The organism is Caballeronia sp. LZ043 (assembly GCF_031451075.1).
Taxonomy (GTDB): Bacteria; Pseudomonadota; Gammaproteobacteria; order Burkholderiales; family Burkholderiaceae; genus Caballeronia.
The window spans coordinates 393,601-418,017 of the sequence record NZ_JARUXT010000004.1 but is presented as its reverse complement, the minus strand read 5'-3'; the positions used below and the strand labels follow the sequence as shown (position 1 = coordinate 418,017).

Genomic DNA, 24,417 nt, shown 5'->3' with positions numbered 1-24,417 from the left:
TTACTTGAAACGGATGGTCGGGTTGATGACGGCGTACAGCACGTCCACGACCAGATTGATCACGATGAATTCGAGCGAAAACAGCAGCACTTCCGCCTGGATCACCGGGTAGTCGCGCATCTCGACGGCATCGACGAGCAGCCGTCCGAGCCCCGGCCAGTTGAACACCTTCTCGACCACGATCGAGCCGCCGAGCAGGAAACCGAATTGCAGGCCCATCATCGTGACGACCGGGATCATTGCGTTGCGCAGGCAGTGCTTGACGATGACCATCGGCTCGTGGACGCCCTTCGCGCGCGCGGTGCGCACGAAGTCCTCGCCCAGCACCTCGACGAAGGACGCCCGCGTGAAGCGCGCCATCACCGCCGCGACAGCCGCGCCCAGCGTGATGGACGGCAGCACGTAGCCCTTCCAGGTGCCGTCGCCGACAATCGGCAGCCAGCCGAGCTTCACCGAGAAAATCTCGATCAGCAGCATGCCGAGCGCGAACGCCGGAAACGAAATGCCTGAGACGGCAAGCGTCATGCCGAGCCGGTCGGGCCAGCGATTGCGCCACACCGCCGAAACAATCCCGATCGCCATGCCGAAGATCACGGCCCACACCATGCTCGCGAGCGTGAGCCAGAGTGTCGGCATGAAGCGCTCGGCGATTTCCGTCGAGACGGGCCGCTTGCTGCGCGTCGAGGTGCCGAAGTCGAACTGCACGATCTTCCCGAAGAAGCTCACCAGTTGCTGCGGCAGCGGCTTGTCGAGGCCGAGATCGGCGCGCACCAGCGCAACGGTCTGTGCGTCGGCTTCGGGGCCGGCGGCGAGCCGCGCCGGATCGCCCGGCAGCATGTGTACGAAGAAGAACACCAGCACCGCGACGATGACGAGCGTCGGCAGCAGGCCGAACAGACGCTTGACGAGGAAAGTGAGCATCGTTTTGAGTGAGAGAGCGGCCGGGCGGCGAAGCCCGGCCACGGGCCATTACTTGAGCGCGATCTCGTCGAAGCTGAACGAGCCGTCAGGCATCACGTACGCGCCGGACAGACGCTTGCTGTGCGCGTACACCACCTTCTCCGTGACGAGGAAGATCCACGGCGCATCGGTCCAGATCTGCTTCTGCGCGTCGGCGTAGAGCTTCGCCTTCTCGCCGCGATCGGTCGTGGCGAGCGCTTTCGCGAGATCGTCGTCGACCTTGTCGTTCTTGTAGTACGCGGTGTTGAAGAGCTTCGGCGGGAAGGACGAGCCGCCCAGCAGCGGCGAAATGGCCCAGTCCGCTTCGCCCGTCGACGACGACCAGCCGATGTACAGCATGCGCACCGGCGCCGTCTTCGGATCCGGCGCGCTCTCGACACGCTGCACCCGTTGACCTGCCTCGAGCGCTTCGACCGTCGTCTTCACGCCCACTTGCGCGAGCTGCTGCTGCACGAACTGGATGATCTTCTGCGCGGTCGTGTGGTTATAGCCGGACCAGAGCGTGGTCTCGAAGCCGTTCGGATAGCCCGCTTCCTTCAGCAGTTCGCGCGCCTTCGCGGGATCGTATTTCCAGGGGCCGAGCTTGGTCGCATAGTCGACGCCCGGCGGCACCACGCCTTCGGCCGGCACAGCGTAGCCCGCGAACGCGACCTTCACGAGCGCTTCCTTGTTGATGGCGTAGTTGAGCGCCTCGCGCACCTTCGGATTGTCGAACGGCTTCTGCAGCACGTTCATGCTGACGTAGCGCTGGATGATCGACGGCGCCGCAACCAGGTCCACCTTCGGGCTCGCCTTGAGCGTGGCGGCCTGCTCGAACGGAATCGAGAACGCGAAGTCCGCTTCACCGGTCTGCATCAGCGCGGCGCGCGTGTTGTTGTCCACCACCGGCTTCCAGTCGATCATGTCGATCTTCGGCAAGCCCTTCTTCCAGTAGCCGGCGAACTTCTTCACCTTCAGGTCGTCGGTCTGCTTCCATTCGACGAACTCGAACGGCCCCGTGCCGACCGGATGGAACGCAATCTCCTTGCCGTACTTCTTGAGGGCGGTCGGCGAGATCATCACCGCCGACGGATGCGCCAGCACGTTGATGAACGCCGAGAACGGAATCTTCAGCGTGATCTTCACCGTGTACGGGTCGATCACTTCAGTCTTCTCGATCTTGTTGAACAGGTTGTAGCGCTTGAGCTTGTTGTCCGGATTCGTGACCCGGTCGAACACGGCCTTCACCGCGTCCGCGTTGAAGTCGGTGCCGTCGTGGAACTTGACGTCGTGGCGCAAGTGGATCGTGTAGACCTTCGCGTCCGGGCTCGCCTCGTAGCTGGTGGCGAGCACGTTCTGGATCTTCATGTCCTTGTCGAAGCCGAACAGCCCCTGGTAGAAGGACTTCGCCACCGCCTGCGAGAGCGTGTCGTTGGCGTCGTACGGATCCATCGTCGTGAAGGTCGAGGCGACGGCCATCACGGCGGTGCTTTGCGCATGCGCCGCCGTGACCGGGCCGAGCGCGGCGAGCGTCGCGAAGGCGCCGGCTGCAATCAGCGCGCGCAACGAATGAGGACGAGAGGACGGCATCGGTTGACTCCTTGTTGAAGTGCTTTTAGTAAGCGCCGCCCACGTGATGCTCGGCGACAAAGTGGTCTGGTCCGACCGCAACCAGTTTCGCGACTACGGGTTCGTCTCCGAGCGCGCGGATCGGGCTCGGGATTTCATCGGCGGCGAGCATGCGCTGCGCATGGCGGCGCGCGGGATCGGCCACCGGCACCGCGCTCATCAGCTTTCTCGTATAGGGATGACGCGGCGCCTCGAACACGGCGGCGCGCGGCCCGATCTCGACGATCTGCCCCAGATACATCACCGCCACGCGATGGCTCACGCGTTCGACCACGGCCATGTCGTGCGAGATGAACAGATACGCGACGCCCAGTTCCCGTTGCAGATCGAGCATCAGATTGACGATCTGCGCGCGCACGGAAACATCGAGCGCGGAGACGGATTCATCGGCGATCACGACCTTCGGATTCAGCGCGAGCGCGCGTGCAATGGCGATGCGTTGCCGCTGTCCACCCGAGAATTCGTGCGGATAGCGCTGCGCGGCTTCTGGCGGCAAGCCGACCTTGTCGAGCAGCCAGTCCACGCGCGCCTGCGCTTCGCGGCCGCTCGCGACGCCATGCACCAGCAGCGGCTCCATCACCGAGAAGCCCACCGTAAGACGCGGATTGAGCGAGGCGAACGGGTCCTGGAAGATGAACTGGATATTGCGCCGGAGTGCCTGAAGTTCGTGCCCTTGCAGCTTGCTGATGTCGCGTCCGTCGAATTCGATGGAACCGCTCTGGCTTTCCACCAGCCTGAGCAGCGAGCGCCCGGTGGTCGACTTGCCGCAGCCCGATTCGCCGACGAGCGCCAGCGTCTCGCCCGGGCGCAAGTCGAAGCTCACGCGTTCGACCGCATGCACCGCCGCCGTCGTGCGCCCGAACAGGCCCGTCTTCACCGGGAAGCGCGTGACCAGGTCGCGCACGCGCAGGATGGGCGGCGTGGCCTGATCGACGGCGGGTTGGGTCTCGTGTTCCACCGCCGCCGAAGGGCGCAACGCGCTTGCATCGTCGGGCGCGGCTTCCACCGGCGCGACTTCGAGGATCGGGAATTTGGCCGGACGGTCGGTGCCGTGCATCGCGCCCAGCGTGGGCACCGCGGCAAGCAAGGCCTTCGTGTACGGGTGCTGCGGCGCGTGGAACAGCTGGTCGGAATCCGCCTCCTCCACTTTTTCGCCGCGATACATCACGAGCACGCGATCCGCCACTTCGGCGACCACGCCCATGTCGTGCGTGATGAAGATCACGCCCATGTTCATCTCGTCCTGCAAACCGCGCACGAGTTGCAGGATCTGCGCCTGGATGGTCACGTCGAGCGCAGTGGTGGGCTCGTCGGCGATCAGCAGTGCGGGCTTGCACGAGAGCGCCATCGCGATCATCACGCGCTGGCGCATGCCGCCCGACAACTGGTGCGGATAGCGCGCGAACACGCGTTTCGATTCGGGAATGCGCACGAGATCGAGCAGGCGCAGCGCCTCCGCGCGCGCTTCGCCTCGGCTCTTGCCCTGATGCAGCGCAATGGCTTCCGCAATCTGGTCGCCAACCGTGAAGACCGGATTGAGCGAGGTCATCGGCTCCTGGAAGATCATCGCGATGTCGGCGCCGCGCACGCCGCGCATCGTCGCCGAGGAAGCCTTCGCGAGATCCAGCACCTGGCCGTTGCGCCGCCTGAAGTCGATGCTGCCCGCCGAGATCCGCCCGCCGCCATGCTCGACGAGCCGCATCAGCGCAAGCGACGTCACCGACTTGCCCGAACCCGATTCGCCGACGATCGCCAGCGTCTCGCCACGGTCGACGGCGAACGATACCTTGCGCACGGCCTCGACGGTGCGCGCACGCGAGCGGAACGACACCGACAGATCACGCACGTCGATGACGCGCGAACCGGGAAGCGTGTTGGCCGTATCGATCATCGGTAGATCGCCGTGACGGGCGCTTCACCGACGCGCGCGTAGCCGCGATACATGCCCTCGGTGTTGAACGGCAGCACGACGTTGCCGCGCGCATCGACGGCGACGAGACCGCCGCGTCCCTCGATGCGCGGCAGCTTGTTCATCACGACATCGTGCGAGGCTTCGTCGAGCGACACGCCGCGATATTCCATTTGCGCCGCCACGTCATACGCCGCGAGCATGCGGATGAACATCTCGCCCGTGCCGGTGGTGGACACGGCGCAGGTGGCGTCGCTGGCGTAGCAGCCTGCGCCGATCAGCGGCGCATCGCCGACGCGGCCCGCCTGCTTGTTGGTGATGCCGCCCGTCGACGTCGCCGCCGCGAGGTGGCCGTGCGCATCGAGCGCGACCGCGCCGACCGTGCCGAACTTCTTCGCCGGATCGAGCGGATCGTCTTCGCCCGGCGTGTCCTGTATTTCAGACGCACCCGCGAACGCAAAGGTCGCGGCGTCGTGATCGAGCATCGTGCGCAAGGTGCCGCGCGCCTTCTGCCATTGCTGATGGCGCGCCTCGGTGTAGTAGTACGACGGCTCGACGAATTCCAGCCCCTGCGCCGCCGCGAACGCTTCCGCGCCCGCTGCCGTGAACATCACGTGATCGCTCACCTCGAGCACGCGGCGCGCGGCCAGCACCGGATTCTTCACGCGCGTCACGCAGCTGACCGAACCGGCTTCAAGCGTCGCGCCGTCCATCACGGAAGCATCGAGTTCATGCGTGCCCGCCGCCGTGAACACGGCGCCGTGGCCGGCGTTGAAGAGCGGACAGTCTTCAAGCAGGCGCACGGCCTCGGTGACTGCGTCGAGCGCGCTGCCGCCCCCGGCGAGCAGGCGCTGGGCCGCGCCCAGGATCTCGTTGAGCGCGGCGTGATAGCGCGCTTCGGCGTCGGTGTTCATCGCGCTGCGCACGATGGTGCCTGCGCCGCCGTGAATGGCGATGACGGGGATGGCGTTCATGATTCGCGCGGTTCCGTTTGAAGATGTCGCTTTGACGTGGCGGGCCGGCTGGCCCGCAGCCCCGGCGTTTCGTTCGACGCCGACGGCGCCGGCGGCACGACGAGCCAGGGCAACACGAATTCGGTCAGACCCGATGCCGCCTCCACCGAGCGCTTCGCCCGGTGCGCGACCGCATCGCACAATGCTTCGATGACGGCCAGCACCGCCGTATCGCAATTCGCCGCAAGCCGCCGCTCGGCGCGGATCGCGAGCACGAGATCCGCCACTTGCGCGAGCGGCGAGGCGGCATGATCCGTCAGCGCGATCACGCGCAAGCCGTGAGCGCGCGCGCGCCGCGCCAGCGTGATGGTGTCGTCCACGTAGCGCGGGAATGCAATCGCCACGAGCACGTCACCGGGCGTCGCGGTGAACAGGCGGCGCGCCGCGTGCGACGGTCCGCCCATCAGCGCCAGCGACTGCACGTTCGCGCAATACGGCGTGAGGCCGTGCTCCATCAGTCCGGCGAGGAACGCGCTCGCGCCATAGCCCAGTACGAACACGCGCGGCGCGGCGAGGATGGCGTCCACGATGGTCTCGGCAGTCGCGGCATCGACGGAGGTTTGCGCCAGATGCAGGTTCGCCGCCGCCTGCGCCAGCGACGCGTCGAACACGTCGGCGGCGCTTGCGGGCTGTTCGAGCGCGGTCCGCAGCCGCTCGACCGGCGCAATCGTCGCCTCGAAGCCGCGCACCAGCGCCTCGCGAAACGCCGGATAGCCGGAGAAGCCGAGCGCGCGCGCGAAGCGGTTCGCCGTCGCCACCGATGCGCCCACCGCGCCCGCCAGTTCGTCGATCCGCATGGTCGCCGAACGGAACAGGTTGGCCAGCACGAAAGCCCCCATGCGTCGGTGGATCGGCGTGAGCGTCGGCATGGCCGCGGTGATGCGCGCGGCGATCAGATCATCGGCATGAGCCGTTGTCTGCATGTGAGCGGGGACTGACTGCGTTCGGGACATGGAGCGCGCGAGTTCGTTGCCAGTGAGCGATGAAAGTATATTTACTCGAAAAACTCGCCAAAAAAAATTCATTTTCATCGAACTCGGGTTTTCCGGGAGGCTTTGTCACCGCTCCCCAGGAACCGCGGTTCGGCCCTGTCCGATGCCCCCGCCTCGCGCATTCATGCACAATACGGGGCCAGACGCGCTGCAAGGTGTGCGCCCACCGGCCAACGACCCAGCATGAATTTCGACTTCCTTCCCGGCACGCTGCCGCAACAACTCGATGCCCATCCATGGGCGCAGACCCTCGCGGGATTCATCGCGCTCGCGCTCATCGCGCTGTTCGTGCAATGGGTCGTCGCGCGCATCGTCCTGTATCTCGCGCACCGCTTGCTGGTGCTGGCCGGTCATGTGAAGTGGGATCAGGCATTCATCCGGCGGCGCGCCTATCACCGGCTCTGGTACGCAGTGCCCTTCGCGACGGTCGCGCTCGGTATCGACGAGGTGCCGCACGTCGGTCACTGGGCCACGATGATCGGCCGCGTCGCGCATGCCGGCGCGTGGATCTGCGCGTTTCTCGCCGCCGGCAGCGCGCTGTCCGCCTGGCAGGACGTCTATGCGGAAAGCAAGGAAGCGCAGACGCGCTCCATCAAGGGCTATATCCAGATCGGCAAGCTGGCGCTCGCGCTGGTGTGCGGCGTGCTGGTGCTGTCGATTCTCATCGACCGTTCGCCGCTCTGGATGCTGTCCGGCATCGGCGCGCTTTCGGCCGTGCTGCTGCTGGTGTTCAAGGACACGCTGCTGTCGCTGGTGGCGAGCACCCAGCTCACGTCGAACGACATGCTGCGCATCGGCGACTGGATCGAGATGCCGCAGGCCGCCGCCGACGGCTTCGTGAAGGACATCGCGCTGCACACGGTCAAGGTGCAGAACTGGGACAACACCGTGACGACGGTGCCCACCTACAAGCTCTTTTCGGAGAGCTACCGCAATTACCGGCACATGTTCGAATCGGGCGGGCGGCGCATCAAGCGCACGCTGCGCATCGACGCGCAATGCGTGCGCTTCCTGACCGAAGAGGAAACCGCGCGGCTGCTGCGCTTCCGCCTGCTGCACGACTATCTCGAACAGAAGCAGACGGAAGTGGAGCAGGCCAACCGCAATCTCGGCGAACTTGCGAACGAGCCAGCCAATCGCCGGCGGCTCACGAATATCGGCACGTTCCGCGCCTATGGGCTTGCGTATCTGCAACGGCATCCGGAGATCCGCCAGGACATGGCGATCATGGTGCGGATGATGGAGCCGGAGTCGCAGGGCATTCCGGTGGAGGTCTACTGCTTCACCGCGACGACCGCATGGACGCAATACGAACGCATCCAGGGCGACGTGTTCGACCATCTGCTGTCCATCCTTCCCGAGATGGGGCTGCGGCTGTATCAGGCGCCGTCGGGCTCGGACTTCAATGGCATGGCCGGGCGCCTGCGCGGCGAGATGCCGACGCTCTGAGCCGCATGGCGTCTTGCCCGATGCTCTTCGTCAGGGTCCACCCTGAAAAAAGGATCAGGCAAGAATCCTCCAGTTTTGTGTATTCACGTTGACGTCTCCCGTCCGTACGATCTAACCATCGCCGATGCGCCCTTTTTCCGCAGCCTTGCAGCCGCGGCGGAGACGCTTTTTCTCGCGCATCGCCATTCAATCGTCATCAAGGGAAAACTCAACGTGATCGATCGCGTCCATGCCATGCGTGTTTTCACGCGTGTCGTCGATACGAACAGTTTCACGCGCGCCGCCGAATCACTCGGCATGCCGCGCGCGAGTGTTTCGACGACCGTGCAACAACTCGAAGCGCTGGTCGGCGTGCAATTGCTTGCACGCACGACGCGGCGCCTGAATCTCACCGTCGACGGCGCGGCGTACTACGAACGCAGCGCGCAGATTCTCGCCGACATCGACGAACTCGAATCCGGTTTCGGCGCGGGCGAAGAACGCCTGCGCGGCCGCCTGCGGGTGGAAATGCCGGATACCGTCGCGACGTCCATCGTCGTGCCCGCGCTGCCGGAATTCCATGCGCGCTTTCCGCAGATCGAGCTCTCGCTCGGCATCGGCAATCGCAATGTGGATCTGGTCGGCAGCGGTGTGGATTGCAGCGTGCAGTTGGGCGAACTGCCCGATTCCGGTCTGATCGCCCGGCGTCTCGGCGTGCTCGAACAGGTGACGTGCGCGAGCCCCGCGTATCTGGAGAAGCATGGCGCGCCCGCGACGCTCGGCGAGCTGGCGCAGCATGTCGCGGTGAACTGCGTGTCGGAGAAAACAGGCCGCCCTGCCGACTTCGATTTCGACGTGGACGGCGAGCCCGTCACGATGAAGATGCGCGGCTTCGTGCAAGTGGCCGACGAACATGCCTATCTCGCCTGCGGCATCGAGGGGCTCGGGCTGATCCAGCCGCTGCGCATCGCGGCGCAGCCGTATCTGCGCTCCGGCCAGCTGCACGAAGTGCTGCCGGATCTGAAGGCGCCGCCGCTCAAGGTGTCGGTGGCGTTCCTGAAGAGCCGTCAGGCGACGCCGCGCGTGTCGGTGTTCGTCGACTGGCTGGCGACGCTGTTCGAGCGCTCGCAGCTGATCGACGACACGCTGACGAACCTGTATCGCTCGGCGCAGCGGCGCGGCGGGCCGCGCCGCGATCGTCCGGAAGAGGAGACGGCGGACGCTTGATGACGTTTTATCAGGCGTAGAGGTCAGCGCACCGGCGTCGCTGCGTTCGTGCCGACGACCGTATTCCACTTGCGCACTTCCCAGCGCGTGACCAGGCCGTTGGTCACATACGGATCGTTCCGGGCGAACGCCTCCGCCACCGCCGGCGAATCGCTGTGAAACAGCAGCATGGCGCGGTCGGCGGGGGCGTCGAGCGCGCCTGCCAGCACGATCTCGCCGCGCTCGACGGCGGCCCACGCCAGCGCGAGATGCGCATCGCGAAACTCGCCGCGACGCGCCAGATAATCCGCACACAGTTCGTAGATCAACAGGTGATGCATCGCCTTCTCCCGGGGTGAATCGGCGGAGCGCCGATTTAGCTGATTCTGGCGCAATTTCAACGCGATGGTTTGCGTTACGCTTCAAGTGGCAATCAGACCTGTCCTATCCCTTTGCGAAACGGCTTCGCCCATCATGAAGCGGAGCCGCCGAGGACCGTCATGAGCTGCAATCAACCGCCCTGCAATACCTGTTTGACGCACGACTGCCGGACGTGCGCGTGGACCGCCCGGTTCGATGCAGCGAAGCGTGCGCCCGCGACGGAAGTGTTCATCACGCTGACGGTGACCCGGCGCGAAGCGCGGCGTACATGGTCTTCATGGCTGCGCATGCGCGCGCGGCATCTGCTTGCCCTGTTTCGACGTTGAAGCACCCGCCGCCGTGGCTCAGTTCGGCTTGGTGAAGTCGTTCTCCGCCCAGCGCTCAGCGCTTGCCTTCGTGAGCTTGAACGCCGGCGAGACGCGCACATGCGCGAGCTGCGTGCCGAAGGCATCGAGCGCTTTCAGATTGGCGTAGGGATCGTCTTCGTCGGGCACGATCTCCAGCGTCACGGTGATTTCCTCGCCGTTCACCTCGATCATCACGTTCTTGTGCAGCATCGCATGCCGCTGTTGTTCGTGGCGGCGCAGCACTTCCGAGGCCGTCTTCACCAGCGTGCGGAACGCCGCGCCGTCGAGCGGCTTGGGGTTCTTCTTGTCGCGACCCATGGTCCACGGGCCGACGAGCGCGGGCTCGGCCTCGCCCGCCTGGATCATCGCGACAGCCCAGCCGTCGTCGTCTTCGTTCTTGATGACCCGCGCGGTCCAGCCGTCATCGCGCCACAGGCGGTCTTCGTGGATGGCTTCGTCGGCGGAGGGAAATTCGGAATCGGTCATGGCGTGAATGCGCAAGCAGGCAGTGAGGCAATGCCGCGAATTTTACCGTGTCAACGACGCGCGGCATTGTTCGTGCTGATGCAACCGTCCGAATGGCCGATCCCGGCCTCGCGGGCTTCGGCATGGCCCTGTCATACCCAAACGCAGTGCGCCGTGCTAATTTGAAGCTGCCGGATGTTCCCGGAAACAACCGGCAGCTCAGGTCAGAAGCCGTCAACTACTGCTAAGGAGCAAGCGCATGTTCGCATTCATCGGTACTTTGATCGTGGGACTCGTCGTTGGCCTGATCGCGCGCGCCGTCAAGCCCGGCGACGACAACATGGGCTGGATCATGACCATCGTGCTTGGCATCGCCGGCTCGCTGATCGCTGGCTATGTGGGTCGCGCGCTCGGCTGGTATCAGCCGGGGCAACCGGCCGGCTGGATCGCTTCCGTGATCGGTGCGATCGTGCTGCTGGTCATCTGGGGGATGATCCGCAAGCGCAGCACGTAAGCACCCATCGAGATTGAGGCAGGCAACGCCTCGCCCCGCACCGGGCGAGGCGTTTTTTTATGCGCGCCGTCTATGCAGGCAGACGCGCAAAGTCCAATTCCGCGCCGCCGCGCACGACCCGCGCGGGCAGCGCGCCACCCAGCCAATAGGCTAGTTCGGCAGGCCGGCCGATGCGCCACGCCACGAAATCCGCCGCCTTGCCCGCTTCGAGCGAGCCATGCGTGGCATCGAGACCCAGCGCCCGCGCCGCATGAAGCGTCACACCGGCGAGCGCTTCTTCCGGCGTCAGGCGAAACAGCGTGCAGCCCATGTTGAGCATCAGGCGCAGCGACAGCGCGGGCGACGTGCCCGGATTCATGTCGCTGGCGAGCGCGATGGGCACATGGTGGCGGCGCAGCGCATCGACCGGCGGACACTGCGTTTCCCGCAACAGATAGAACGCACCCGGCAGCAGCACGGCGACGGTGCCGGACTGCGCCATTGCTTCGGCATCGCCTTCGGTCATGTATTCGAGATGATCCGCCGAGAGCGCCCGATAACGCGCCGCCAGCGTCGCGCCGTGCAGGGACGACAACTGTTCCGCGTGCAGCTTGACGGGCACGCCGAGTTCCTGCGCGCGCCGGAATACGCGCTCCACTTGCTGCGGCGAGAAGGCAATGTGCTCGCAGAAGGCATCGATGGCATCGACGAGCCCTTCGGCCACGAGCGCGGGCAGCATGACATCGCAGATATGGCCGATGTAATCGTCCGCGCGCGCGGTGTATTCGGGCGGCAACGCGTGCGCGGCGAGACAAGTGGCGCGCACCGTCAGCGGCAGGGCATCGGCGAGACGGCGCGCGACCCGCAGCATCTTGCGCTCGCCGGCGAGATCCAGTCCATAGCCGGACTTCACCTCGATCGTCGTCACGCCTTCGCGCAGCAAGCCGAGCGCACGCGTGCGCGCGTCGTCGAACAAGCTGTCCTCGCTCGCCGCGCGAGTCGCGCGCACGGTTCCGGCGATGCCGCCGCCGCGCGCCGCGATGTCGGCGTAGCTCACGCCTTGCAGACGCTCTTCGAACTCCCCGCTGCGATCGCCGCCGAACACGAGATGCGTGTGGCAATCGATCAGACCGGGCGTCACCCATGCGCCTTGCAGATCGACGCGCTTGCATCCATCCAATTCGGGCGCCGCCGCGCGCGGACCGATCCACTCGATACGCGGGCCATCGGTGAGGATCGCCGCGTCCTCGATGATCGAATACGCGCCGTGCGCCATCGTCGCGGCGTGGCAGTGATGCCAGAGTGTCTTCATCGCGTGATCATCGGCAGATCGAGGCCTTGCTCGCGCGCGCATTCCACGGCGATGTCGTAGCCCGCATCCGCATGACGCATGACGCCGCTCGCCGGATCGTTATGCAGCACGCGGGCGATGCGGGCATCGGCTTCATGGCTGCCGTCGCACACGATCACGACGCCCGCATGCTGCGAGAAGCCCATGCCGACGCCGCCGCCATGATGCAGCGACACCCACGTCGCGCCGCTCGCGGTGTTGAGCAGCGCGTTGAGGAGCGGCCAGTCGGAGACGGCGTCGGAGCCGTCGCGCATCGCTTCGGTCTCGCGGTTCGGGCTCGCGACCGAACCCGAATCCAGATGATCCCGGCCGATCACGACCGGCGCCGACAGTTCGCCGTTGCGCACCATTTCATTGAACGCGAGACCGAGCTTCGCGCGCTGGCCCAGTCCGACCCAGCAGATGCGCGCGGGCAAGCCCTGGAAGCTGATGCGCTCGCGCGCCATGTCGAGCCAGCGATGCAGATGGGCGTCATCGGCGATCAGTTCCTTCACTTTCGCGTCGGTTCGGTAGATGTCTTCGGGATCGCCGGACAGCGCGGCCCAGCGAAACGGCCCGACGCCCCGGCAGAACAGCGGCCGGATATACGCCGGCACGAAGCCCGGAAAGTCGAACGCGTTCGCGACGCCTTCTTCCTTGGCCATCTGGCGGATGTTGTTGCCGTAGTCGAAAGTGGGCACGCCCTGTTCGCGGAACGCGAGCATCGCACGCACGTGCTCCGCCATCGACTGCTTCGCCGCCTTCACCGTGCCCGCGGGATCGCTCTGCGCGCGGTCGCGGTACTGCGCCCAGGTCCAGCCCTTCGGCAGATAGCCGTTCAGCGGATCGTGCGCGCTCGTCTGGTCGGTGACCAGGTCGGGACGCACGCCGCGCCGGACCAGTTCCGGCAGCACGTCGGCGGCGTTGGCACACAGCGCGACCGATACCGCCCGGCCTTCCGCGGTGTAGCGCTGCATGCGTGCGAGGGCGTCGTCGAGATCGGTGGCCTGTTCATCGACGTAACGCGTCTTCAGGCGGAAGTCGATACGGCTCTGCTGGCATTCGATGTTGAGCGAACACGCGCCCGCCAGCGTCGCGGCGAGCGGCTGCGCGCCGCCCATCCCGCCCAGTCCCGCCGTGAGCACCCAGCGACCCTTGAGGTCGCCGGCGTAATGCTGCCGTCCCGCTTCGACGAAGGTCTCGTACGTGCCCTGCACGATGCCCTGACTGCCGATGTAGATCCAGCTGCCGGCGGTCATCTGGCCGTACATCGCGAGACCCTTGGCGTCGAGTTCGTTGAAATGCTCCCAGCTGGCCCAGTGCGGCACGAGATTCGAATTGGCGATCAGCACGCGCGGCGCGTTCTCATGCGTCCGGAACACACCGACCGGCTTGCCCGACTGGATCAGCAGCGTTTCGTCGGCTTCGAGGCGCTTCAGCGTCTCGACGATCTTGTCAAAGCACGCCCAGTCCCGCGCCGCCCGGCCGATGCCGCCGTACACCACCAGTTCCCGCGGATTCTCGGCGACTTCGGGATCGAGGTTGTTCATCAGCATGCGCAAGGGCGCTTCGGTCAGCCAGCTTTTGGCGTTCAACTGGACACCACGCGGCGCGCGAATCTCGATGTCGCGGAAACGGGAAGATGAAGTCACGGGCAGCTCCTGAAGGGATGATCGACCTCATCTTCTTGTATATACAACTTCGGTTGTATTAGGGCGAACCCGAGGCCGTTGCTGATGCTTTTCAGTTCAGGTGGCGACATTCTTGTATAGACAATATTCATGGCATCGGCAGGCCGCTGTCGCGCTTGATCTCGCGCAGCGACAGCATCGATTCCACCGCTGTGACGCCCGGCAGCGTCCGCAAGACGTCGCGCAAGAACTCGCCGTACTCGTCCAGATCGCGCGCCACGACTTGAAGCAGGTAATCGGCGGTGCCTGAAATGTTGTGGCACGACAGGATGCGCGAAATGCCCCGAATCTCGCGCTCGAAGCGATCGGACAACGCGCGGTCGTGAACGCTGAAGCGCACCTGCGCAAACGCCACGACGCCGAGTTGCAGCGCCTTGCGCGACAGCACGGCGCGATAGCCGTCGATGTAACCCTCGCTCTCCAGGCGCTTCAGCCGCCGAGCGCAGGGCGTTTCGCTCAGCCCGACGCGCTCGGCGAGCTTCGCCACCGGCATGCGTCCGTCCTGCTGAAGCGCGGCGAGCATCGCGCGGTCGATTCGGTCCAGGTCGGTCATGGTGGTTTCCCCTTTTATTCTCTATCATTCTAGGGTAAAGCCGCCCAAAGACGCGAACGCGTGTCTGAAATTGCCATAAATCGCCGCGCGCAGCATGGCACGATAGAGCCCTCGCAAAGGAGTTTCAACATCATGGTTTCGGCACATTTGCTCTGGGTTTTCATCGGCGCGCTCGCCATCGTCTACGCGTTGCCAGGGCCCGACATGGCGCTCGTCCTGCAAATGAGCGCGACCCGGGGCATCCGCCATGGCGTCGCGGTGGCGTTCGGACTGGCCTCCGCCCGTGCCACGCATGTGACGCTCTCGGCGCTCGGCGTCGCCGCGCTGTTGCGCAGTGCGCCCTGGCTCTATGACGGCGTGCGCATCGCGGGCGGCCTGTATCTCGCCTATGTCGCGATCCAGATCTTCCGCTCGCCGGCCTTCGGACTCGATACTCCGCCCGCCGGCGCCGGTGCGCCGACGCTGCGCGCCGCTTATGCGAAAGGCATTCTAAGCAGCATCCTCAATCCCAAGGCGCTGCTCTTCTGCTCGGTATTGCTGCCGCAATTCGTGCATCCGGAAGCCGGGCCGGTGTGGTCGCAAGTGCTTGAACTGGGCGTGGTGCTGGTGCTTGTCGGCATGGCTTTCGACCTCGCGCTGGCCGCCGGCACCACGCATCTCTCCGGCTGGCTCAAGCGCCATCCGAGAGCGCAGACCGTGCAGCGCTGGACCTTTTCGGCCGCACTGCTTGCCTTCGCCGTGCGGCTGTCGCTGGACTGAAGCGCGCGGCCTTCGCGGGCGAGTCAGCTTTCCAGCGGCTTCAGAAAGAGTTCGTGCTTCGGCGCGAAATGGGCATAGAGCGGCAGGATCGCGCCGCCCATCGCGCGGGCGTCGGGGCCGATCTGCCCTTCCACCAGACGCGGCCGCGTCATGCCTTGCCAGTCGAAACCGGACAGGGCCTGATCCGTGGCACGAATCACTGCGCGCAGCAGCGTGCGATCGATTTCCCCGTCGATCACCACCGCCTCCAGATCCAGCAACGCCGACGACGACGCGATCCCGTGCGCGATGGCCGGACACGTCTCGCTCATCCACGCTTGCGCGAGCGGCCGCCAGGCGCTGGACCACGCGCGTGCGTCGTGCGCCGCCTCGGCGGGTGCGCCCGCGGCGGCCAACGCCTTCTCCAGCACATACACCGATGCCGTATTGAGCAGTTGCCCCGGCTGCCCATCGCTGGCACTGCGGGTGAGCGGCAGGGAACCGATCGCGCCCGCATTGCCGCCGGGGCCCGCGTGCAGCCGGCCATCGATCACGAGTCCGCCGCCAATGAAAGTGCCGATGAACACGTACAGAAAATTGCGCAGGCCGCGCCCCTGCCCCATTACGAGTTCGGCGGCGCAGGCGGCGGTCGTGTCCTTCGCGAACTCGACCGGCAACGCGGTCATCGCGCCGATGCGCGCGCGGATGTCGATCTCGTTCCACGCCGCGAGCGCGTCGGGAGGCGTGTCGAAGAAATCGCGCCAGCCGCCGAGCCACAGAGGGGCAGCCACGCCGATTCCGGCGATCTTGCTTGCGTGCTCGCCGAGCGCGGCCGTCACGCGCGCGAGACGCTTTTCGAGCGCCGGAAACAGCGTGCGCGGATCGGGATAGGCATAGTCGAGGGTTTCGCGCGCGCGCACGCTGCCGGCGAAGTCCATCGACAGCACATCGAGACTGCGCCGCCCCACCTTCACGCCGATCGAAAACGCGCCATCCGCGCGCAGCGAAATGGGCACCGACGGCTGGCCAAGCCGTCCCGGCACGCGCGTGCGCGGTTCCTTGGCGAGCAGGCCGTCGCCGATCAGATGATCGACGATCAGCGAGACGGTCTGCATCGAGAGCCGCGTGAGGCGGGCGATATCGGCCTTGGGCAGCGCGCCGTGCAGGCGGATGGCCTGCAGGACGATGCGCTCGTTGAACTGGCGCATGCCCAGCTGATTCGAGCCGATGGATTGCGTGGAGGCCGGAGACGCCCGCTCGAGCTTGGGTTCAGGCATCGGCGCGGGCCTCGTGGCGCGGCCGCGCGCGTCGGACAACTTTCATGGACAGGTCCCCGTGTGGCTCATTCTGCTGATTTTATCGGGTAAGGCCGCCTGCTCCGCTTCCGGCAAGCACGTGAGCGCCTGACTTGACGGCCCGAACCGTTATTTTTGACGCGATTTTTAGTCGGTTATGTTCGGCGCAGGATCATTCATTAAAACCTCGCCGAAACATGAGCACACTCGAAGCGCTGCACGCCATCGTCAACGACGACAACGCGCCCCAGATCATCCGCGATCACATCGTCGATTCGCTGCAGTTCGCGCTGCGCAATCACCCGGGCTATTTCACCCGCAAGGAAATCCAGTGGCTCGCGCAATGGGACGACACCCGCATTCCCATCGCGGCAAGCAAGATTCTCAACGAGATGGACACCGCGTGATCGACGGACTGGCGCGTTTCAGTGCGTGCCCGACGCGCGCGCCTGCCAGTCGTAATTGAAGACGGTGGCCTGGACGGGCTCCGAGAGTCCTTCCACAAAGCTCACCACGTCCGGATCCTTGAGGAAGCTCGCCGCCGAAGCCGCCGTGAGAATGGCGGTGCTCTCCTGCGGCCGCGCAACGAGGTAGCCTTGCACGTAATCGACGCCGATCTCCTGCAACGCCCGCAAGGTATCCAGGTCCTCCACCCACTCCGCGACGCTGCGCATGCCGAGATTACGCGCCAGCGCGACGATCGCCTCGACGATCGCGATATCCGCCGGATGCGCGCACATCGAGCGCACGAACTCGCCGTCGATCTTCAGCGCATCCGCCGACAGCGCCTTCAGATACTTGAATGACGTGTAGCCGGCGCCGAAGTCGTCGAGCGCGATCTTGCCGCCCATGTCATGCACGCGCGCGATGAAGCGCTGCGTGTTCTCGAGATCGTGCAGCGCCACGCTCTCGGTGATTTCCAGGCAGAGGTAATGCACGATGGACTGGTAACGGCCGAACAGCGCGAAGATGTCCTCCATGAACTGCTCGTCGTTGAGCGAGCCGCCCGACAGGTTCACGCAGATGAACTGCGTGTTGGCCAGCAGATGCTGGTGCGCCTCGATCCATTCGAGGAGTGTGGAGATGACCCAGCGGTCGATGGCCGCGATATTGCCCGACTCCTCCGCCGCGACGATCACCTTGCCGGCGGGCAGCGTGGCGCCGTCGGGCGCGCGCATGCGCAGCAGCACTTCGAAGTTGAGCGATTCGGTGGGCGCCGCGAGCGACATGATCGGCTGCATGACGAGGAACAGGCCCGGCGGCAGGCGATTGCGGCCGAGCGTCTCGACCAGCCTCAATTCTTCCGCGCGCTCCTCGAACGCGGCTGCGCCCTTGCGATACGTGACCAGATGCGTGTGCGCGACCTTCTTCGCCTCGCGGCACGCGCGGTCCGCGTGCGACAGCGCTTCCTGCACGCGCACGCCCTGCGAACATTCGACCAGGCCGATCGACGCCTTCACCTGGAACGCGCGATTGCCGACCTGATAAGGCGCGTCGGAGAGGATGGAAATGAGCTCGCGGCATTGCGCGATGGCCTCTTCGATCGACGTGTCGTGCATCACGCAGACGAACTCGTCGCCGCCAATACGCCCTACCGGATAGCTGCGCGCAAAATGCGCCCGCGTGCGCGCCGCGACCTGGCGCAGCACTTCGTCGCCGCTGCGATGGCCGAACAGGTCGTTGACGAGCTTGAAGCGGTCGAGATCGACATAGGCCAGCGCCCAGGGCAACGTTTCATCGCTTTGCGCGGCGATCGCCTTTTCGATGCCGCGCCGGTTCAGCGAGCCGGTCAGCGGATCGTGTTCGGCGAGGAAGCGCAGGCGCTCGACGGCCTTCGAGCGCTCGGTCGTATCCTGCAGCGAGCCTTCGATCCAGCCGTTCGAGCGAATGGCCTTCAGCAAATAACGACGCTCGCCGGTGCCGCGTTCGGGCGAACCGCTCATTTCGAGTTCGCCGTCGCTGCCCTTCGACGCCAGCGCCTGCAGCGCTCCCCAGGCGCCCGCCTCGAAATAGTCGTTCCAGTGGCGGATCTTGTAGTCGGACTTCTGCAGGTCGAGCATCGCGCGCAAGGACGGATTCGCGCGCACGAAGCGACCTTCGGCATCGAGCGTGAAAAGCCCGATGGGCGTGACTTCGTAGGTGTTGCGCAGTTCCATCTGCGCCTGACGGCGGAAATCGCGCTCGGCGCGCATCTGCTCGGCAATGGCGAATGCCGCCATCATGCTCGACGACAACGCGGCCATCACGGTATTGACGCCGCCGACCAGGAACTTCAGGCCGAAGGCCGCGCCCAGGACTTCGGAAAAGGTGGCGAACAGCACGACCGCGAGCGAGGCCACATACCAGAGGACGGTGCGCGAGCGCGCCATGCACACGAGCCGGACGAGGAAGAACAGCAGCACACAGATGCCGAAGCCGGCGATGACCCACAGCACCGGAATGAAATACGCATACGGCAGCGCGAGTGCAGCGGCGAGCAGCACGATGCCGACGTATTGAATGACCCGCAGCAGCCACCGGTATCCGACGACTCGCAGTTCACGCCGGAACAACTGCTGAAACAGCGCGGCGGTCAGCAGGTAATAAGCGGCGAAGGTAATTTGCCGCAACGGCTGAAGGTAATCCGACGGCAGCATGCGGCCGAGCCATTGCATGTCCCAGCCCATTGCATTCGCGCACAAGCGCAAATTGCCGACCAGCCATACCGCAAAAATCACATAGGTCCACTCGTGATTGATCAGCGCGGTGACAAACACGAAAACGGCGAGCGTCAGCAAGCCGCCGGCAATCAAACCCGAGCTTTCCTGAAAATCGAGCGCCGAACTGCGCAGGCCTTGCCATTCCCAGGCAAAAGCGTTGATTTGCGCGGGACCTGAAAATGTGCCTTTACAGAGAATGTTTTCAGATTGGCGCAGGCGGCCCGCCTGAATGTAATAACCGGCCTTGACCGGATGCATATAGCCGCTGACGCTGTCACGGTCCGCCGTCCCCAGCGGCGCGAGCGTGCTGGCATTCCAGCAGGCGAGAGTCTGCGCGTGGCGCGACGGCAATTCCGCAGCCGTCGACGCGTCCGCGCTCATACTGGGCAAGGTGAAGCTGAACCAGATGGGTTTTTCAGAAAGACGCGTGCTGTAGCTTGTGACCGGCGCGGTCCCGTGCAATGCCTCGAGGGCGTCGGCAGGGTCGGTGATATCGCTCCGATCGGCGACAACCTGTAAAGAAAGCGGAATGGCGCCGCGGGTTTCATATTGGCGCGGCAGAAAATAAAGCGTGGCCAGCGTGCCGAGCAGAATCAGGACGGGCACGGCATAAACCGCGACGACATAAAGCGCGTCGTCGATCCACGAGCCGCTGCGTCTGATACGCGAAAGGGAAGCTGGAATAACCGACGCCATACCTGGAAAAACCCCCGTGTGCGCCGACGCCCGATGCGTCTGCGCAAAGCGGCGGCGGAGCCGTGTGAATCCCCGGGCGCCGCCGCTTCTGGCCAACCGGACCGCTCCGTGTCCGGTTTTTTTTGCTATTACCGTCCTAGATACGACCGTACTTTTTTACCCGCACGAGACCCATATTTTTACCGTCCGTAAGCCATCAACGGGGTCTTGGAACATCCTACCGTTTCCCACTCAAAAGATAAATCTACAGAATGCAAATCGATGTCCGGATGGTGCGTATTGACCATGTAGTTGAACAGCGGATGACGCGCCTCCTCCCAACGCTGGCGCGCGGCGGCGACATCCTTGGCCAGCACCCGGTGGGGCAGGCCGCCGACATGCGTCATCGGCAGGAACTCGTTGACGCCGAACACGTCCTTGAAGAGCATCGCTTCGTACTCGCGGTCCAGCGGCGTACGCGCCGTGATTACCATGTAGTCGATCTCGTGCAATTCGCACAGCATCCACAGCGCCTTGCACAATGCCACCTTCACCACCCGTCCCACCATTCCGCCCGCCACGCCGAGCCGGGTCGCTTCCGCGAGCCGGCTGCCGGCCAGTTCGTCGGGCAGACGCACCGACTGCTCCACCGCCAGCGGGCTGTAAGCATTGGTCTGAATGCGCATGGTGCCGAGCGGCGCGCCATCGAGCTTCGATTCCGCCAGCAGCACGACCGTACCGCGCTCGCGGTCGGACGATTCGATGGTCATCGTATCGGCGAATTCGGGCAGATGTCGCCCATAGGCCGAACGTCTGATGCTCACGGCCTTCTGGAGCCCCGCATCGTCACGGACGATACGAATCGTAAACGGCATCCGCTCCGTTTTCTGAAGCGTGGGCACCACGGTGAGAGTCGGACGGGCCGCTGCTTCAGTCAGGTTAGCGGCGGTGTGATTGGCAAGGTTAAGACGTTCCATTTGTAATACCCCATTTTTTCTTGGCGATTGGAAAGGTCCGTGTGTGAAGGACGGTTTTGGGTGAGTTCCTCACACACGGCTCAACGAGCCTCTCACGAAGTCAAATACGGGGGTGCGCGCTTGCCGCCGTTTCCCAGCAAATTTCAGGCTAAAGCATTGGAGGAAAGCTTCTAATCGACGAATCGACCGTCAGACAGCCGCCGCAAGCCGAAATATGCATATGCGCTACCGATATATGCGGGCCGGAAATTGAGTGAAATGGCAACCAGGGGCGTGCTGTGCTGACGACGTGAGAAGCCTGATGAAGAATAGCGTTCGAAAAACCTTTTCGGAGGACATCGTAAATACTGGAAAACACGGGAAAAACGCGACGCGGTAACGTTTGCTGTCCGCGGCACTTCGCAGATCCTGCGAAATGGCATAAATGGAGAAAATCCGGATTCACCCCGAATGGAATGAACAAACAAAAGCGGACGCTCTGCGATGAGAGACGTCCGCCTTTGGCACGACATAATCATGTCGGCCGTGTGAATGACGACAAAACAGTCTGAAAAAATCAGTCGTCTTCGTCGAGCCAGGGAATATCCACGTCGGTAATGAACGCGACCATCGCGAGCGGCTTGCCTTCCTGACGGCCGAGATTCCCGTCAGCCCGTTGCCATTCGCAGCGGAAAATCGTGGCCGGGGTATCGGCGAGCAGGGTTACGGTGCGGATTTCATCCGGATCGTTTTCCTCGACCGGGCCATCGAGCGAAATCAGCAATTGCTGCGGCCAGACGCCGTCGGCGGGATCGTAGATCTTGTCGCCATCGTGAATGACGACGTGCGCTTCAACGCCGATGGTCGCCGATGCCTCGACGATCATCTTGCCGAGTGCGCGGAGCACCGCGGTGGCGCGGCCCGAGTTGGCCTGACGGATCGCGAGATCGCCGCGGGTCAGCGCCTGTTCGAGTTTCGGGTTGGTTTTTTGTTGCGCCATCAGTCTCTCTCTAGGGTTCGTTGCAGCGTTCGACGAGCGACACGCGGCAGAAGTTGCAGCCGGATCATACCGCCGCATCAACAAAGATAGGTCGCGGCGGCCGAGGCGGCAATCCGGGCGCGCAGTGCAGACGTCTGGACGACCGCTGCTCAAGTTTGAGCACGATCAGCCGATATTGCCCACATCCCCACGAAAACGCGTGACTGCCGTGTTGTTCATCGACCTGTCTGCCATTTTCTGCGCTCGTCCGACGGCGCGCGCGTCCCTCGAGCCGAATACGGCCGTCGCGCAGGCGACGCCGGTCTCCGCCGTCTGAACGTGGCGACCGCACAGACGCAAATCGTCGACGGGATCACGCTGCGCACGCACCTGCAGCCGATCTACAGCCTGCCGCATCAGCGCGAGGTCGGCTACGAGGCGCTGCTGCGCGGCGATGCGGGCGATGGCGCGCTGATCGGCCCGTTCGATCTGTTCGGGCGGGCGATCGTCGCGGGCACGCTGACCGAACTCGACCGCATGAGCCACGTCACGCATCTGCGCAACGCCGCGCCGCTGCTGCCGCCCGCGCAATGGCTCTTCCTCAATATCAATCCGGCGACCTTCACCGATCCCGGCTATGCCGCACGGCTCGCCGCGGCCACGCGCGGCGCGGGTTTGGCGCCAGAGCGGCTCGTGATCGAAGTGCTCGAATCCGGCGGCACCGATGTCGTCGAAATCGCGCGCGCGACGCACGCGTTCCGTGCGCAGGGCTTCCTCGTCGCGGTCGATGACTTCGGCGCGGGCCATTCAAATATCGACCGGCTGCTCACGCTCAGGCCGGATATTGTCAAGCTCGACCGCAGCCTCGTGCGCGCGAAAAGCGCCCACATGCGCGACGCGCTGATGCCGAAGCTCGTCGATCTGCTGCATGAATCGGGCATGTTCGTCGTGGCGGAGGGCATCGAGACGGGCGAGGACCTGATGCTCGCCGCGCGCTCGAACGTCGACTTCGTGCAGGGCTATCTGTTCGGGCTGCCCGCCGCGCAACTCGCCGCACGCGGCGCGGCCACGCCGCTTTTCGAGGACGTCTTCGACCAGCTCGCCCACCTGCGCCGCGCCGAGCGGCTGGCGGGCGATCTGCTGGTGCTGCCGTATCGTGCGGGGCTGTTGCAGGCAGCCGAGCGCTTCGCCGCCGGCGCCGCGACGCACAGCGCCTGCGCCGAACTGCTCGCCCTGCCCTGCACCCTCAGTTGCTTCTTTCTGGATCAGGCGGGCCGCGAATTCACGCCGGGGCTGGCCGGTTCCGCCGCGAAGACGCCGAGCGAACGTTTCGCGCCGATCGCCGACCCGGCGACGGGCCGCTGGGACAACCGCCCGTATTTCGTCGATGCCCACGCCAACCCGCAGCAGGTCATCACCAGCGCGCCGTATCTCTCCGTGACGGGCACCTCGCTGTGCGTGACGCTGACCATCGCGACGCAACGCGCGTCGAAGCCCGTCGTGATCGGCGCGGATCTCGACTGGCGGCGTCTGATTGAAGACGCGCCCGCGATTCTCTGAGCCGCTTTCCTGCCTAGGCCTGCTTGACCGCGCCGGCAAGCGCTGCCGCGCCCGCGCGCAGCGCCGCCACATTTCCGGTCTCGAAAGTCCAGTGCCCCGCCGCATCCACGATCGACAAGTGCGCGCCGGGCCAGTGAGCCGCGAGCGCGCTCGCCTGGTCGGCCGGGCACACCATGTCGAAGCGCCCGTGCACGATCCGGCAAGGCAGATGCGCGATGCGCGCAACCTGCGGCAGCAGCGGCGCCGGCGGCAATTCGTGCGCAATGTAGTGGCGTTCGAGCAGGGCCATCGAGATTGCCGCGGCATTGGCTTCCGCGCTCGGCCGCTTCGCCTCGTCCGACGGTTCCTTCTCGGGCTTGTTCACGACCGACAGCGTGGTTTCGTAGCGGGTCCACGCACGCGCGAGCTGCGTACCGGCTTCGTCGAAACGCGCGAGCGGCGCCTCGGTCAATTGCAGGATCTCCGGCGCGCTGGCGGGCCGCTTGCCGCTGGCTGTCTCGATGGCGTCGAGAAAGGCGCGATGCGCATCGGGAAAGACGCGGCGCACGTCCCACAGGAACCAGTCGATGTCCTCACGCCGCGCCAAAAAGATGCCGCGCAGCAGGAAGCCGAGACAGCGCTCGGGATGCGCGACGCCGTAGGCCAGCGCGAGCGTCGTGCCCCACGAGCCGCCGAACAGCGCCCAGCGCTCGATCTGCAACGCCTCGCGCAGTTTTTCCATGTCGCCGACCAGCGCCTCGATGCCGTTGTGCTCCAGCTTGCCGAACGGCGTGGACTTGCCGCAGCCGCGCTGGTCGAAGAACACGACGCGCCACGCGTCCGGCTCCAGCACGTCCGCCCATTTGAGGTTCATCGCGCCACCGGGGCCGCCATGCACGACGAGCATCACCGGCGCGTCGCGCGGACCTTGTGCCCGCCAGTAGATCGAATGGCCGTCGCCCACTTCGAGCATGCCTTCGTCGAAATCCCTGGGCGCCTGATTTTCCATGAGCTCGCTTCCCTGCGTGATGGTTTGACCGGGGGTCCATTGTTGCATCGCTCGCGCGAGGCCGCTGGAGGCGTCGCCCGCCGCAGCCGCCCCGGCCAGGCCAGGCCAGGCCCGATACGCTATGCTTGCGGCTTGCTCCGCTGTCACCCTC

The 24,417-nt window shown here is 65.1% G+C and carries 22 protein-coding genes; 7 read left to right on the top strand and 15 right to left on the bottom strand.

Annotated elements, in window-relative coordinates; all coding sequences use genetic code 11:
• Genes gsiC through QCE64_RS29350 form a run of 5 tightly spaced genes read right to left on the bottom strand, consistent with a single transcriptional unit; the run spans position 1 to position 6,413 of the window.
• Positions 1–921: a glutathione ABC transporter permease GsiC gene (gene gsiC, locus QCE64_RS29370; RefSeq protein ID WP_309819598.1), complete on the bottom strand. Its 921-nt coding sequence runs from the start codon at positions 919–921 to the stop codon at positions 1–3.
• Positions 922–969: 48 nt separating this feature from the next.
• Complete coding sequence (gene gsiB, locus QCE64_RS29365) at positions 970–2,529, bottom strand: glutathione ABC transporter substrate-binding protein GsiB (RefSeq protein ID WP_310007694.1); 1,560 nt, start codon at positions 2,527–2,529, stop codon at positions 970–972.
• Positions 2,530–2,554: 25 nt separating this feature from the next.
• A complete protein-coding gene (locus tag QCE64_RS29360) occupies positions 2,555–4,459 on the bottom strand; it encodes a dipeptide ABC transporter ATP-binding protein (RefSeq protein WP_309925869.1) in 1,905 nt (634 codons plus the stop codon).
• Positions 4,456–5,451, bottom strand: coding sequence for an isoaspartyl peptidase/L-asparaginase (locus QCE64_RS29355; protein WP_310007692.1), 996 nt, complete (start codon positions 5,449–5,451; stop codon positions 4,456–4,458). Before QCE64_RS29355 ends, QCE64_RS29360 begins: the two co-directional genes overlap by 4 nt.
• Positions 5,448–6,413, bottom strand: coding sequence for a MurR/RpiR family transcriptional regulator (locus tag QCE64_RS29350; protein WP_310007690.1), 966 nt, complete (start codon positions 6,411–6,413; stop codon positions 5,448–5,450). Before QCE64_RS29350 ends, QCE64_RS29355 begins: the two co-directional genes overlap by 4 nt.
• A 252-nt stretch (positions 6,414–6,665) precedes the next feature.
• Between QCE64_RS29350 and QCE64_RS29345 the strand changes: the two genes are divergently transcribed.
• Both QCE64_RS29345 and QCE64_RS29340 read left to right on the top strand, forming a co-directional pair.
• Positions 6,666–7,931 carry a mechanosensitive ion channel family protein gene (locus tag QCE64_RS29345; protein ID WP_309819585.1) on the top strand — a complete coding sequence of 422 codons (1,266 nt, stop codon included), beginning with the start codon at positions 6,666–6,668 and terminating at the stop codon, positions 7,929–7,931.
• A gap of 213 nt (positions 7,932–8,144) precedes the next feature.
• On the top strand, positions 8,145–9,137 hold the full coding sequence (locus QCE64_RS29340; protein WP_309934515.1) for a LysR substrate-binding domain-containing protein: 993 nt from the start codon (positions 8,145–8,147) through the stop codon (positions 9,135–9,137).
• A 23-nt stretch (positions 9,138–9,160) separates the two neighbouring features.
• Here the strand turns inward: QCE64_RS29340 and QCE64_RS29335 are convergent, their stop codons facing one another.
• Positions 9,161–9,457 (bottom strand): YciI-like protein, encoded by a 297-nt coding sequence (locus tag QCE64_RS29335; RefSeq protein ID WP_309925857.1) that lies wholly within the window; start codon positions 9,455–9,457, stop codon positions 9,161–9,163.
• A 159-nt stretch (positions 9,458–9,616) separates the two neighbouring features.
• Between QCE64_RS29335 and QCE64_RS29330 the strand changes: the two genes are divergently transcribed.
• Positions 9,617–9,823, top strand: coding sequence for a hypothetical protein (locus QCE64_RS29330; protein ID WP_310007687.1), 207 nt, complete (start codon positions 9,617–9,619; stop codon positions 9,821–9,823).
• An 18-nt stretch (positions 9,824–9,841) separates the two neighbouring features.
• On the opposite strand, the gene QCE64_RS29325 is transcribed toward QCE64_RS29330, so the two are convergent.
• Complete coding sequence (locus QCE64_RS29325; RefSeq protein WP_310007685.1) at positions 9,842–10,330, bottom strand: hypothetical protein; 489 nt, start codon at positions 10,328–10,330, stop codon at positions 9,842–9,844.
• 238 nt (positions 10,331–10,568) lie between these two features.
• On the opposite strand from QCE64_RS29325, the gene QCE64_RS29320 reads away from it, so the two are divergent.
• Positions 10,569–10,823, top strand: a complete 255-nt coding sequence (locus QCE64_RS29320) for a GlsB/YeaQ/YmgE family stress response membrane protein (RefSeq protein WP_309925851.1) — start codon at positions 10,569–10,571, stop codon at positions 10,821–10,823.
• Between the two features lie 70 nt (positions 10,824–10,893).
• On the opposite strand, the gene hutI is transcribed toward QCE64_RS29320, so the two are convergent.
• From hutI to QCE64_RS29305, 3 genes are all read right to left on the bottom strand, one after another.
• A complete protein-coding gene (gene hutI / locus QCE64_RS29315) occupies positions 10,894–12,114 on the bottom strand; it encodes an imidazolonepropionase (protein ID WP_310007684.1) in 1,221 nt (406 codons plus the stop codon).
• The gene (gene hutU / locus QCE64_RS29310) at positions 12,111–13,784 is read right to left on the bottom strand and encodes a urocanate hydratase (RefSeq protein ID WP_310007682.1); all 1,674 of its coding nucleotides are present in this window, start codon (positions 13,782–13,784) and stop codon (positions 12,111–12,113) included. Before hutU ends, hutI begins: the two co-directional genes overlap by 4 nt.
• A gap of 127 nt (positions 13,785–13,911) precedes the next feature.
• Entirely contained in the window at positions 13,912–14,376 is a 465-nt protein-coding gene (locus tag QCE64_RS29305; RefSeq protein WP_309925841.1) for an Lrp/AsnC family transcriptional regulator, read from the bottom strand.
• A 132-nt stretch (positions 14,377–14,508) separates the two neighbouring features.
• Between QCE64_RS29305 and QCE64_RS29300 the strand changes: the two genes are divergently transcribed.
• Positions 14,509–15,135 carry a LysE family translocator gene (locus tag QCE64_RS29300; RefSeq protein ID WP_310007680.1) on the top strand — a complete coding sequence of 209 codons (627 nt, stop codon included), beginning with the start codon at positions 14,509–14,511 and terminating at the stop codon, positions 15,133–15,135.
• Positions 15,136–15,158: 23 nt separating this feature from the next.
• Here the strand turns inward: QCE64_RS29300 and QCE64_RS29295 are convergent, their stop codons facing one another.
• Entirely contained in the window at positions 15,159–16,391 is a 1,233-nt protein-coding gene (locus tag QCE64_RS29295) for an ROK family transcriptional regulator (protein WP_309925839.1), read from the bottom strand.
• Between the two features lie 215 nt (positions 16,392–16,606).
• Between QCE64_RS29295 and QCE64_RS29290 the strand changes: the two genes are divergently transcribed.
• A complete protein-coding gene (locus QCE64_RS29290) occupies positions 16,607–16,816 on the top strand; it encodes a hypothetical protein (RefSeq protein ID WP_309819565.1) in 210 nt (69 codons plus the stop codon).
• Positions 16,817–16,834: 18 nt separating this feature from the next.
• Here QCE64_RS29290 and QCE64_RS29285 read toward each other — a convergent pair whose 3' ends face one another.
• From QCE64_RS29285 to QCE64_RS29275, 3 genes are all read right to left on the bottom strand, one after another.
• A complete protein-coding gene (locus tag QCE64_RS29285) occupies positions 16,835–19,804 on the bottom strand; it encodes a putative bifunctional diguanylate cyclase/phosphodiesterase (RefSeq protein ID WP_404987548.1) in 2,970 nt (989 codons plus the stop codon).
• 179 nt (positions 19,805–19,983) lie between these two features.
• Positions 19,984–20,760, bottom strand: coding sequence for an N-acyl amino acid synthase FeeM domain-containing protein (locus QCE64_RS29280; protein WP_310007676.1), 777 nt, complete (start codon positions 20,758–20,760; stop codon positions 19,984–19,986).
• A gap of 556 nt (positions 20,761–21,316) precedes the next feature.
• The gene (locus QCE64_RS29275; protein ID WP_309819560.1) at positions 21,317–21,739 is read right to left on the bottom strand and encodes a hypothetical protein; all 423 of its coding nucleotides are present in this window, start codon (positions 21,737–21,739) and stop codon (positions 21,317–21,319) included.
• Positions 21,740–22,057: 318 nt separating this feature from the next.
• Between QCE64_RS29275 and QCE64_RS29270 the strand changes: the two genes are divergently transcribed.
• Positions 22,058–23,278, top strand: a complete 1,221-nt coding sequence (locus QCE64_RS29270; protein ID WP_310007674.1) for an EAL domain-containing protein — start codon at positions 22,058–22,060, stop codon at positions 23,276–23,278.
• A 13-nt stretch (positions 23,279–23,291) separates the two neighbouring features.
• Here QCE64_RS29270 and pip read toward each other — a convergent pair whose 3' ends face one another.
• The gene (gene pip, locus QCE64_RS29265) at positions 23,292–24,266 is read right to left on the bottom strand and encodes a prolyl aminopeptidase (protein ID WP_310007673.1); all 975 of its coding nucleotides are present in this window, start codon (positions 24,264–24,266) and stop codon (positions 23,292–23,294) included.
• Positions 24,267–24,417 lie beyond the last annotated feature (151 nt).

What these genes read in the sequence shown, in the direction of transcription:
- gsiC (WP_309819598.1), bottom strand. Translation starts at nt 921, where the DNA reads ATGCTCACTTTCCTCGTCAAGCGTCTGTTCGGCCTGCTGCCGACGCTC.
- gsiB (WP_310007694.1), bottom strand. Translation starts at nt 2,529, where the DNA reads ATGCCGTCCTCTCGTCCTCATTCGTTGCGCGCGCTGATTGCAGCCGGC.
- QCE64_RS29360 (WP_309925869.1), bottom strand. Translation starts at nt 4,459, where the DNA reads ATGATCGATACGGCCAACACGCTTCCCGGTTCGCGCGTCATCGACGTG.
- QCE64_RS29355 (WP_310007692.1), bottom strand. Translation starts at nt 5,451, where the DNA reads ATGAACGCCATCCCCGTCATCGCCATTCACGGCGGCGCAGGCACCATC.
- QCE64_RS29350 (WP_310007690.1), bottom strand. Translation starts at nt 6,413, where the DNA reads ATGCAGACAACGGCTCATGCCGATGATCTGATCGCCGCGCGCATCACC.
- QCE64_RS29345 (WP_309819585.1), top strand. Translation starts at nt 6,666, where the DNA reads ATGAATTTCGACTTCCTTCCCGGCACGCTGCCGCAACAACTCGATGCC.
- QCE64_RS29335 (WP_309925857.1), bottom strand. Translation starts at nt 9,457, where the DNA reads ATGCATCACCTGTTGATCTACGAACTGTGTGCGGATTATCTGGCGCGT.
- QCE64_RS29330 (WP_310007687.1), top strand. Translation starts at nt 9,617, where the DNA reads ATGAGCTGCAATCAACCGCCCTGCAATACCTGTTTGACGCACGACTGC.
- QCE64_RS29325 (WP_310007685.1), bottom strand. Translation starts at nt 10,330, where the DNA reads ATGACCGATTCCGAATTTCCCTCCGCCGACGAAGCCATCCACGAAGAC.
- QCE64_RS29320 (WP_309925851.1), top strand. Translation starts at nt 10,569, where the DNA reads ATGTTCGCATTCATCGGTACTTTGATCGTGGGACTCGTCGTTGGCCTG.
- hutI (WP_310007684.1), bottom strand. Translation starts at nt 12,114, where the DNA reads ATGAAGACACTCTGGCATCACTGCCACGCCGCGACGATGGCGCACGGC.
- QCE64_RS29305 (WP_309925841.1), bottom strand. Translation starts at nt 14,376, where the DNA reads ATGACCGACCTGGACCGAATCGACCGCGCGATGCTCGCCGCGCTTCAG.
- QCE64_RS29300 (WP_310007680.1), top strand. Translation starts at nt 14,509, where the DNA reads ATGGTTTCGGCACATTTGCTCTGGGTTTTCATCGGCGCGCTCGCCATC.
- QCE64_RS29295 (WP_309925839.1), bottom strand. Translation starts at nt 16,391, where the DNA reads ATGCCTGAACCCAAGCTCGAGCGGGCGTCTCCGGCCTCCACGCAATCC.
- QCE64_RS29290 (WP_309819565.1), top strand. Translation starts at nt 16,607, where the DNA reads ATGAGCACACTCGAAGCGCTGCACGCCATCGTCAACGACGACAACGCG.
- QCE64_RS29285 (WP_404987548.1), bottom strand. Translation starts at nt 19,804, where the DNA reads ATGGCGTCGGTTATTCCAGCTTCCCTTTCGCGTATCAGACGCAGCGGC.
- QCE64_RS29280 (WP_310007676.1), bottom strand. Translation starts at nt 20,760, where the DNA reads ATGGAACGTCTTAACCTTGCCAATCACACCGCCGCTAACCTGACTGAA.
- QCE64_RS29275 (WP_309819560.1), bottom strand. Translation starts at nt 21,739, where the DNA reads ATGGCGCAACAAAAAACCAACCCGAAACTCGAACAGGCGCTGACCCGC.
- pip (WP_310007673.1), bottom strand. Translation starts at nt 24,266, where the DNA reads ATGGAAAATCAGGCGCCCAGGGATTTCGACGAAGGCATGCTCGAAGTG.